Below are 9,406 nucleotides of genomic sequence, written 5' to 3'. Positions count from 1 at the left end.
TAGGAAAACAATTCGCCGACAGCCAAGCAACGTGACAGCGAAAGCCGATCGCTTTCAATATCGAAGCTCTGCTAGTCGGACGACCGAAACTGGGGCGTAACCCGCCCGGCCGCTTACGACCCAATTGGGGACAATCGTCGCGCTTGTGGACTCACCATAAAGCGGCCGTAGCTCGGCTCGGATGCTCATGGAGCAGATGAAAATCGCGGGTCCGGTTCTTGACGATCAGTCGGCTCGACCTTGATGGCTTGGGCTCGCCGTTAGCGATTGCCGCCGGTATTCACAAACTCGTAGCCGATTTACCAACCGCGGTGCCGGTCGAGGAGCTGTGCGGTCAGCTCGACATTCTTTCGGTCACGGAATTCAACACCGAAGGTTTCGAGGCTGCATTGGTCATGGACGCCAACAAGGCGGCTGGCAGCATTCTCGTTGCTGCGGGGCGAACGCGAAAACGGCGGCGATATTCGGTCGCGCACGAGCTCGGGCATTTCCCGATCCCGACGCATATGCCCGACGCTGGCCACGGTTTTGAATGCTCCTCGATGATCTGCACATGCTTGACGCCAAAGAGCAGAACCGGCGGCGGCGTATCGAAGCGGAGGCCAACCGGTTCGCGGCCGCATTGCTGATGCCCGTACCTCGCCTGCGCTCAGTGCTTGCATCCAGGCGACCCAGCCTGACCGAAATCGTTAGGCTGGCCGATGAGTTCGACGTCAGCAAGGAGGCGATGGCTCGATCCTATGTCGAGGCACATCGAGAAGCTGTCGCAGTCATTCTGTGCAGGCTCGGACGGATCGTGCGCATCTATCGCAATGAGCGACACTTCCCTTGGATCGTCCCGAGCGTCGGCGGCCCCATACCCCCTGGCTCGATCGGACACTCGTTCGGGCTCGAGCCCGGAAAGTTCTCAGAGATCGAAGAATGCGACGCCGATACGTGGTTGTCAGAGTGTGACGTGCGGCGGGTGGAAATCCTCACCGAACAACTGCTGGCTCAGCGGGGAGGGTTTGCGATGCTGCTCCTCCATGCCGAGGTGTCAGACAAAGACGAGGATGGTGACGAACGCGGAGCGCTCTACGCACTTCCCTGATCAACGCCCTGCCATCTGTTAGCGCGCCTGCAAATCCCTGTTCTAACATTCCATATTCCCTGATAGCCGCAATTGAATTCCCTGTTATCGCTTCAGGGGAAAACACCAGAAAACCACGGAATTTCGGCGTTTCACGGCAGTCGACAGCTCAAAGCCCGCCCCCAAAAAACGCATTTTCCCTGTAAATTCGCAGATAACAGGGAAATTGAACCAGAGACTGGTTCGCTGCGGACTGCGTGGCGCACCATTTTTCTATTTCAGCTCGATCCACACCGGCGCGTGGTCGCTGGTCTTTTCCCAGCCGCGCACGCGGCGCTCGACCTGCGCGTCGACCAACCGCTTGGCCAGATCGGGGCTGAGCAGGAAGTGATCGATGCGCAAGCCGGCGTTGCGGGCATAGGCGTTCCGGAAATAGTCGAAGAAGGTGTAGATCGTCTCGCCCGGATGCATCGTGCGGAGCGCGTCGGTCCACCCTTGCGCGACCAGATCGGCAAACGCCTGCCGCACCTCGGGCGCGAATAGTGCGTCGTCGAGCCATCGCTCGGGTTTGTAGACGTCGAGCCCGGTTGGCATCACGTTGAAGTCGCCGGCGAGGGCCACCGGCACGCCCGCGTCGAGCAGCGACTGCGCGTGGGCGGCGAGGCGGTCGAACCAGCGCAATTTATACTCGAACTTCGGCCCCGGGCGGGGGTTGCCGTTGGGGAGATAGAGGCATGCGATGAGGATACCGTTGACCGCCGCCTCCAGATACCGGCTCTGGCCATCGCTGCCGTCGTCACCCGGCAGGCCGCGCCGTGTCTCGTGGATATCGCCAATGCGGCTGAGGATCGCGACGCCGTTCCAGCTCTTCTGGCCGTGCCAGACCGCCTGGTAGCCGAGATCGTTCAGCGCTGCCGCGGGGAAACGCTCGTCGGGCGCCTTCAATTCCTGCAGGCACACGATGTCGGGCACATCCTCCGCTAGCCAGCGCAGCAGCACCGGCAAGCGGCCGTTCACGCCATTCACATTATACGTCGCGATCCTCATTTCATCGCGGCGAGCAGATCGTCGACCGCGCAACTCGCGAAAGCCGCGAAATTGTCGGCGATGCCGTAGGGCAAGAGCAGCGTGCGGTCGTGCACCATCGCGCCGCAGCTATAGACGACGTTGGGGACGTAGCCGTCTCGTTCCTTGGCGCTCGGCCGCAGGATCGGTTCGGGCGTGCGCGCGAGCACCTTCGACGGATCATGCTTGTCGAGCAACGCCGCGCCCATCGAATAATTGCGCACCAGCCCGACGCCGTGGGTCAGCACCAGCCAGCCCTCGTCGATCTCGATCGGCGACCCGCAATTGCCCATCTGGCACAGGTCCCACGAGAATTTGGGGCAGATCAGCTTCTCACCGCCCTCCCAGGTGTAAAGGTCGTCCGATCGCAGCAGCCAGATATTCTCGTTGTCCTGCCGCGCGAGCATGACGTAGCGCCCGTCGACTAGCCGCGGAAACAGCGCCATGCCCTTGCTGTCCGCCGCCGCGCCCTTGAGCGGGCGCATTTCGAACTGGTCGAAATGGAACCCGCGGAGCAGTTCGGACCGCGTCGCACGACCATCGAACGCGGTGTAGGTGCCGAGGTAATCGACCGTGCCGTTGTCGTCGACGAAGCGGCAGAGCCGAAGGTCCTCGATACCCTGGCGCTGGCTCGGGGTGACGGGAAACAGCACGCTTTCGGACGGATCGCGGCTGCCCTCGCAATTGATCCGCGTGATATCGTCGCCGGGCACGTCCGACGCGTCGATCTGCGGCGAGATCGCCTGCTTGCTCGGCTTGTCGACGACGAACCCGTCGCGCTTGCTCCAATGGCCGGTGCGGAAGGTGACCGACGACACGTGCCCTTCGCCGATCCCGCGCAGCGACAGCAGGAAACGCACGCCGCCCTTAGGCGCGCCGGTTTGGTCGGACAGCGGGATCATGCTGGGATTGAACAGCGCGGCGGCCTCGAACGAATATTCCTCGCTGAAATAAGCACCGATGACCGTTTTAGCGTCGTCGCTCGCCTGCTCGGCGGCGGGGACCAGCGTGGCGACCTCCTCGTACCGGCGCTGCAGCAGCCGGTCGAGGTTGCGGTGGCGCTTGTGCAGCGGCGCGATCGTCGCCTCGCGCGCCTTCAGCTCGTTCGCGCCCATCGCCAGGATGGCGTCGACGATGCGTTCGGTGCGCGACGGCTCGGTATCGGCGAAGGGTTGGGGATATTGCGGGTCGAACGGGCGGATGACGGTGCGCGACGCGTCGGGCGCGAGATGCAGTTTCGAATGGGTCAACAGGCTCATGCGGGTCCTCGGTCGTTCCCCGCGTCAATACGCACGAGCAGCGATTTGGATCAGGCGCTAGTGCGATCCACCAGCGGGGCGAAGCGCGCGACTTGCTTGCCGACGAGGCACAGCTGCTCGATCACCGCCGGGTCGGTCGCGCCGCCATGCTCGTCGAACTTGGTGATCTGGGTGTTGATCGCGGCGGCGAACGGCGTCGGCCAGCCGCGCAGCGCGTGGACGATCGAGCGCAGCGCGGCGATCGTGCTCCCCGTCGCTTGCCAGCCATAGGCGGTCGCGATCAGCCCGACCGGCATGTCGGCGAGATAGGGCCGCGCGTCCTTCGATGTTTCCTCGAGCAGATCGAGCGCGTTCTTGACCACGCCCGAAATGCTGCCGTGATAGCCCGGGCTGGCAATGATCAGCGCCGACGCCCCGCGCACCGCCTCGACGAAATCCTGCTCGTGGTGCGTGCGGCTGGTCGTGCGCGGGTCGTAGAGCGGCAGCCGCGCCATGTCCTCGCCGCCGAACAGCCGGGTGCGGAACCCCTCGCGCTCGACCGCATCGAGCGCGATCCGCAAAGCGCGCTCGGTCGACGACACCGCGCCGATCGTTCCGCCAATTCCCACCACCAGCGGCGCGTCGGTCATGCGTTCGAATCTCCACGCCGCGGGTGCGCGACCGCCCAGCGATAGCGGCCCCCGGGCGCTGCCTCAATCCACGCACTGTGCGGTGGCGGCGATTTGGGCTAGATCGCCTTCCGATGCGGCGGTTGCGCGATCTGTATTATATAAGTAATACGCTAGAGGCCGATGCGCCGAGTGGATTTTGACGACGATGCGTGACGACCCCGAAGACCCCGGCCGCAAGCCCGACCCTTTATGGGGCGCGCATTCGGTCTATCCGACCGAACCCCAGCCCAACGCGCTCGACGGCATTCCGCCGCTCGATTATCCGGGCGCGGCGACGGTGCCGCCGAAAAAGCGGCGCCGCTGGGGGCGCATCATCGTCCGCACGCTGGCGGCGTTCGTCATCCTGTTCGTCATCCTGGTCGGCTGGCTCGCGGTCACTGCGCCGCTCTCCAAGTCGCTCCAGCCGCCGACCCCGCCCTCGATCACCCTGCTGGCATCGGACGGCACCACGCCGATCGCCAAGCGCGGTGCGATCGTCGGCAAGCCGGTCGATGCGGCGAAGCTGCCCAAATATGTGACCGGCGCGTTCATCTCGGTCGAGGATCGGCGTTTCTACTCGCACTGGGGGATCGACCCCTGGGGGATGGGCCGCGCATTGTTCCGCAACGTCGGCGCGGGTGGCGTGCGCGAGGGCGCGAGCACGATCACGCAGCAACTCGCCAAGAATTCGTTCCTCGATTCGGATCGCACCTTCCTGCGCAAGGGCCGCGAGATCCTGATCTCGTTTTGGCTCGAGGCGTGGCTGTCGAAGAACGAGATCCTGTCGCGCTACCTGTCGAACGTCTATTTCGGCGACAACGTCTATGGCCTGACCGCGGCGTCGGAGCATTATTTCGATTGCGAGCCGAACGAACTGAGCATCAGCCAGGCGGCGATGCTGGCAGGGCTGGTGAAGGCGCCGTCGAAGCTCGCGCCGACCGGTAACTTGAAGGGCGCGCGCGACCGCGAGAAGGTCGTGCTCGCGACGATGGTCGACACCGGCACGCTGACCAAGGCGCAGGCGGCGGCGGTCAAGCCCGCGACCCCGCGCCCGCGCCCGGTCAAGCTGGTACCCGACGGCACCTATTTCGCCGACTGGGTGCTGCCCGAAGCGCGTGACACCGCCGGTGACCTGAGTCAGGAAACCACCGTCACCACGACGCTCGACCTCCGCCTGCAGCATGCCGCCGAGCGCGCGGCGCGGCGCGCGGGGCTGCGCCAAGCGCAGATCGCGATCGTCGCGATGCGCCCCGACGGCCGCGTCGTCGCGATGGTCGGCGGCAAGGATTACAAGGCGAGCCCGTTCAACCGCGCGACGCAGGCGCGGCGCCAGCCGGGATCGGCGTTCAAGCTGTTCGTCTACCTCGCCGCGATGCGCGCCGGCCTTACTCCGGATGACAAGATCGAGGACGAGCCGATCACCATCTCCGGCTGGAGCCCGAAGAACAGCGACGGCAAGTACGAAGGCACGATCACGCTGCGCCGCGCGTTCCAGAAATCGTCCAACGTCGCCGCCGCGCGGCTGATCCAGAAGGTCGGGATCGATGCGGTGATCAAGGCGGCGCGCGACCTGGGCATTTCTACGCCGCTGCCGCACGAAGCGACGATCGCGCTCGGCACCGCGACGGGGTCGCTGCTCGAACTGACCAGCGCGTTCGCGGCGGTGGCGGGCGACGGCTATCCGGTCGGCGCGCGCGGGATCGAGGCGAACGACAACAAGAGCTGGTACGACCGGCTGGTCGGCACGCGCAGCGCGTTCGGCGACCACGTGCGCGACGAAATGCTCGACCTGCTCACCGCGTCCGCGACGAGCGGCACGGGGCATGAAGCCGCGCTGTCGGTGCCGACCTATGGCAAGACCGGCACGACGCAGGACAGCCGCGACGCCTTGTTCGTCGGGTTCGCCAAGGATCTGGTGGTCGGCGTGTGGGTCGGCAACGACGACAACACCCCCAATCCCGGCCTGTCGGGCGGCGGCGTACCCGCGCGGGTGTGGAAGGATTTCATGCAACAGGCGCTCGGCATCGCGCCGCCACCCCCGCCCGTCGTCGATGCAAACGATGACATCGCCAACGCGACCGACGGCAATCTGACGATCGATCCCGGCGCCGGGCCGCTGCCGGTCGAGGGCAGCATCGAGGGGCTGGGGGTCAACCTTCAGGTCAAGAAGGACGGCACGATCAAGATCAGCCCCGCGCCTGACACCGGCGACCGCCCGCCGCGCCCGCCCGATCAGCGGCCGGGCGATAACTAGACCGGATCGGCATTCGGCCGGCCACCGCGGCGAAAATCGCTACCAATTTAGGATTTCGTCTGATCTACCCTGCGCGATGACTAGTCCGGCAGATACGCGTTTCCCGTCCTCGCTTCGCCGCCGCGTCGGCGTGGCCTGGCGGGCGCAGGACGGTGGCTTCGATGGCGCGGACTCGTCGCGCACGTGTCGCGCTGGTGTCGCGTTGCCGGCGCTTCGCGGACGCGAACCCGATGCAAATCGCCCAAAACACCGCCGCAGTGTAAACTTTGTGAACTTAGCGCCTGGCGAGTTGCACCACGGACGGTGGCATAATCGGCGGCTTCGCGGCACATAGGGCGCATGCGCTTCTTCTCCGACAACGCCGCCCCCGCCTGCCCGCCGGTGATCGATGCGATCGCCGCGGCCAATGTGCTCGACACCGCGTACGACGGCGACCGCTGGAGCCGGCAGCTCGACGGGCGCTTCTCGGACCTGTTCGGGACAGAGGTCGCGGTGCTGTGGACGCCGTCGGGCACCTCGGCGAACTGCCTCGCGCTCGCCGCGCTCTGCCCGCCGCACGGCGCGGTGATCTGCCACCGCGAGGCGCACATCAACAACGACGAGGCGGGGGCGCCGGGCTTCTACCTCCACGGCGCCAAATTGCTGCTCGCCGAGGGCCCGGGCGCGAAGGTCACGCCGCAAGCGGTCGAGGCTATCCTCGCCGGCATCCGCAACGACGTCCACCAGGTGCAGGCGCATGCGCTGTCGATCACCAACGCGACCGAATACGGCCTGACCTACACGCCCGACGAGGTCGCGGCGCTGGGCGAGGTCGCGAAGGCGCGCGGGCTCGGCTTCCACATGGACGGCGCGCGCTTCGCCAATGCCGTCGCGCATTCGGGCGCCGATCTCGCCGACCTGACGTGGCGCGCGGGGGTCGACGCGCTGAGCTTCGGGTTCATCAAGAACGGCGGGATGACCGCCGAGGCGCTCGTCTTCTTCAAACCCGAGCTCGCCGCCGCGACGCACTATCGCCGCAAGCGCGCCGGGCTGCTGGTGTCGAAGGGCCGCTACCTCGCCGCACAAATCCTCGCGATGCTCGACGACGACGTGTGGCGCACCAATGCGCGCGCCGCCAATGCCGGGGCGGCGCTGCTGGCGAAGGCGGCGGGCGAGCGGCTGGTCTATCCGGTCGAGGCCAATGAAGTGTTCCTGCGCGCCACCCCCGACGAGGCCGCCAGCCTGCGCGCACTCGGGTTCGATTTCTACGACTGGGCGCCGGGCGAGGTTCGGCTCGTCACGTCGTGGAACCAGAGCGAAGACGCGATCCGCCCGCTCGCCGACGCGATCGCCGCGCTTCCATAGGCCAGCCTTATAACCCCACAATCATAACCGGGGTTGCCGGACGAGCGCGCGGGCGTAGAGCAGCGATCGTGCTCCAGCCGCCCCAAGCCAAGCCGCAATCGGCGCGCCTCGCGGTGTTGATCCCGTTCGGGATCGTGACGCTGATCTGGGGATCGACCTGGCTGGTGATCCGCGATCAATTGGGCGTGGTGCCGCCAAGCTGGTCGGTGACATACCGGTTCGTGGTCGCCGGGGTCGCGATGGCGGTCTACGCCATCGCGCGCCGCGACAGCTGGCGGTTCGATGCGCGCGGCCTGGGGTTCGCCGGCGCGATTGGGGTCGCGCAATTCTGCCTCAACTTCAATCTCGTCTACCGCGCGGAGCAGCATATCACGTCGGGGCTGGTGTCGGTGGTGTTCGCGCTGCTGCTAATACCCAACGCACTGTTCGCGCGGATTTTCCTCGGACAGAAGATGGGGCGCCAGCTTGTCGCCGGGTCGGGCGTGGCGATGGCGGGGATCGTGCTGCTGTTCGTCCACGAAGCGCGGATCGACCCCAACGGCCCGGGGCAAGCCATCGCCGGAGTCGCATTCACGCTGGCCGCGATCCTCGCCGCATCGAGCGCCAACGTGCTCCAGGCGACGCCGACGGCGGCGCGCTATCCGATGGCACCGACGCTCGCGCTCGCGATGCTGATCGGCGCCGGGCTCGACGCTTTGTTCGCGCTGGCGACCGCCGGACCGCCGTCGATCGAGCTGCGCGTGGCCTATTGGGCCGGCATTCTCTATCTCGGGCTTGCCGCCTCCGCGCTCGCCTTCCCGCTATATTATGGCGTGCTGCGCACGATCGGCCCGGCCAAGGCGGCCTATTCGAGCGTGATCGTGCCGGTCATCGCGATGATGCTGTCGACCTTGTTCGAAGGCTATCGCTGGTCGGGGCTGGCGGTCGCGGGCGCGGCGCTGACCGCGGCGGGGCTCGTCATCGCGTTGAGGGCACGCAGGCCGAACCGATAGTCGGGATAGGCGGGCCGCCAGCCGAGCACGCGCTTAGCCTTGCCGTTCGCGACGCGGCGGTTCTCGGCATGGAACGCGTGCGCTTCGGGTGACAGCGCTTCGAGCGGGACGATCGGCGGCGGTTCCCTCCCGAGCAGCGCGCTGGCGAACTCGATCACCACATCCTGCGGCGCGGGCAGGTCGTCGGACAGATTGTAGGCCCCCGGCGGCGCGTCGAAGCCGGCGATCACGCCGCTGGCGATGTCGTCGACATGGACTCGGCTGAACACCTGCCCCGGCTGTGCCGTGCGATGTGCTTGGCCCGAACGCACGCGATCGAGCGGCGAGCGGCCGGGGCCGTAGATCCCGGGCAAGCGAAACACCCGCGCGCCGAGCGCCAGCCAGTCACCGTCGGCCTGGTTGCGACCCGCGCGGCGACCCTTGATCGGGGCGCTTTCATCGACCCACGCCCCGCCCGTGTCGCCATAAACCCCGGTCGACGAGAGATAGCCGAGCCACTTGCCACCGTCGGCCAGCGCTGCGCCGTAACGCGCAAGCACCGGGTCGACCTCGCCCGGCGGCACCGACGACAGGATGTGGCTCGCCGCGTCGATCGCCGCGATCACCCCGGCGCGGTCGTCGAAATCGAGGTTGCCCGCGTTCCCGGTCGCGTCGATCCACCACGCGTCGAGCCGCGCCGCGATCGCGTTCGCCGCATAGCCCAGCCCGAAGATCAAAAGCCTGGCCACACCACTCCGCCGATCGACATTGCCATGGCTTTCCTCTTGGCTGTC

The 9,406-nt window shown here is 66.6% G+C and carries 9 protein-coding genes; 5 read left to right on the top strand and 4 right to left on the bottom strand.

Annotation, left to right across the window (positions count from 1 at the left end; all coding sequences use genetic code 11):
* The first annotated feature begins 218 nt into the window (after nt 1–218).
* Nucleotides 219–629: a hypothetical protein gene (locus E7773_RS03765; protein ID WP_293988374.1), complete on the top strand. Its 411-nt coding sequence runs from the start codon at nt 219–221 to the stop codon at nt 627–629.
* Complete coding sequence (locus tag E7773_RS03760) at nt 554–1,090, top strand: ImmA/IrrE family metallo-endopeptidase (RefSeq protein ID WP_293988371.1); 537 nt, start codon at nt 554–556, stop codon at nt 1,088–1,090. The genes E7773_RS03765 and E7773_RS03760 overlap by 76 nt, the downstream gene beginning before the upstream one ends.
* A 252-nt stretch (nt 1,091–1,342) precedes the next feature.
* Here E7773_RS03760 and xth read toward each other — a convergent pair whose 3' ends face one another.
* Genes xth through E7773_RS03745 form a run of 3 tightly spaced genes read right to left on the bottom strand, consistent with a single transcriptional unit; the run spans nt 1,343 to nt 4,022 of the window.
* On the bottom strand, nt 1,343–2,116 hold the full coding sequence (gene xth / locus E7773_RS03755) for an exodeoxyribonuclease III (RefSeq protein ID WP_293988369.1): 774 nt from the start codon (nt 2,114–2,116) through the stop codon (nt 1,343–1,345).
* Entirely contained in the window at nt 2,113–3,393 is a 1,281-nt protein-coding gene (locus E7773_RS03750) for a glycoside hydrolase family 130 protein (RefSeq protein WP_293988367.1), read from the bottom strand. Before E7773_RS03750 ends, xth begins: the two co-directional genes overlap by 4 nt.
* 50 nt (nt 3,394–3,443) lie before the next feature.
* Complete coding sequence (locus E7773_RS03745; protein WP_293988365.1) at nt 3,444–4,022, bottom strand: NADPH-dependent FMN reductase; 579 nt, start codon at nt 4,020–4,022, stop codon at nt 3,444–3,446.
* A 187-nt stretch (nt 4,023–4,209) separates the two neighbouring features.
* Here E7773_RS03745 and E7773_RS03740 point away from each other — a divergent pair, with 187 nt between their 5' ends.
* The 3 genes from E7773_RS03740 (at nt 4,210) to E7773_RS03730 (ending at nt 8,633) form a co-directional block, all read left to right on the top strand.
* Nucleotides 4,210–6,297, top strand: a complete 2,088-nt coding sequence (locus tag E7773_RS03740) for a PBP1A family penicillin-binding protein (protein WP_293988362.1) — start codon at nt 4,210–4,212, stop codon at nt 6,295–6,297.
* Nucleotides 6,298–6,636: 339 nt separating this feature from the next.
* Nucleotides 6,637–7,641, top strand: coding sequence for a beta-eliminating lyase-related protein (locus E7773_RS03735; protein WP_293988360.1), 1,005 nt, complete (start codon nt 6,637–6,639; stop codon nt 7,639–7,641).
* Nucleotides 7,642–7,709: 68 nt separating this feature from the next.
* Entirely contained in the window at nt 7,710–8,633 is a 924-nt protein-coding gene (locus tag E7773_RS03730) for an EamA family transporter (RefSeq protein ID WP_293988359.1), read from the top strand.
* Here the strand turns inward: E7773_RS03730 and E7773_RS03725 are convergent.
* Entirely contained in the window at nt 8,543–9,361 is an 819-nt protein-coding gene (locus E7773_RS03725) for an NAD(P)-dependent oxidoreductase (protein WP_293988356.1), read from the bottom strand. The genes E7773_RS03730 and E7773_RS03725 overlap by 91 nt on opposite strands.
* Nucleotides 9,362–9,406: the final 45 nt, after the last annotated feature.

The organism is Sphingomonas sp. (assembly GCF_004799495.1).
Lineage (GTDB): Bacteria > Pseudomonadota > Alphaproteobacteria > Sphingomonadales > Sphingomonadaceae > Sphingomonas.
The sequence above is the reverse complement of the archived record's forward strand: the minus strand, read 5'-3'. Positions and strand labels throughout refer to the sequence as shown.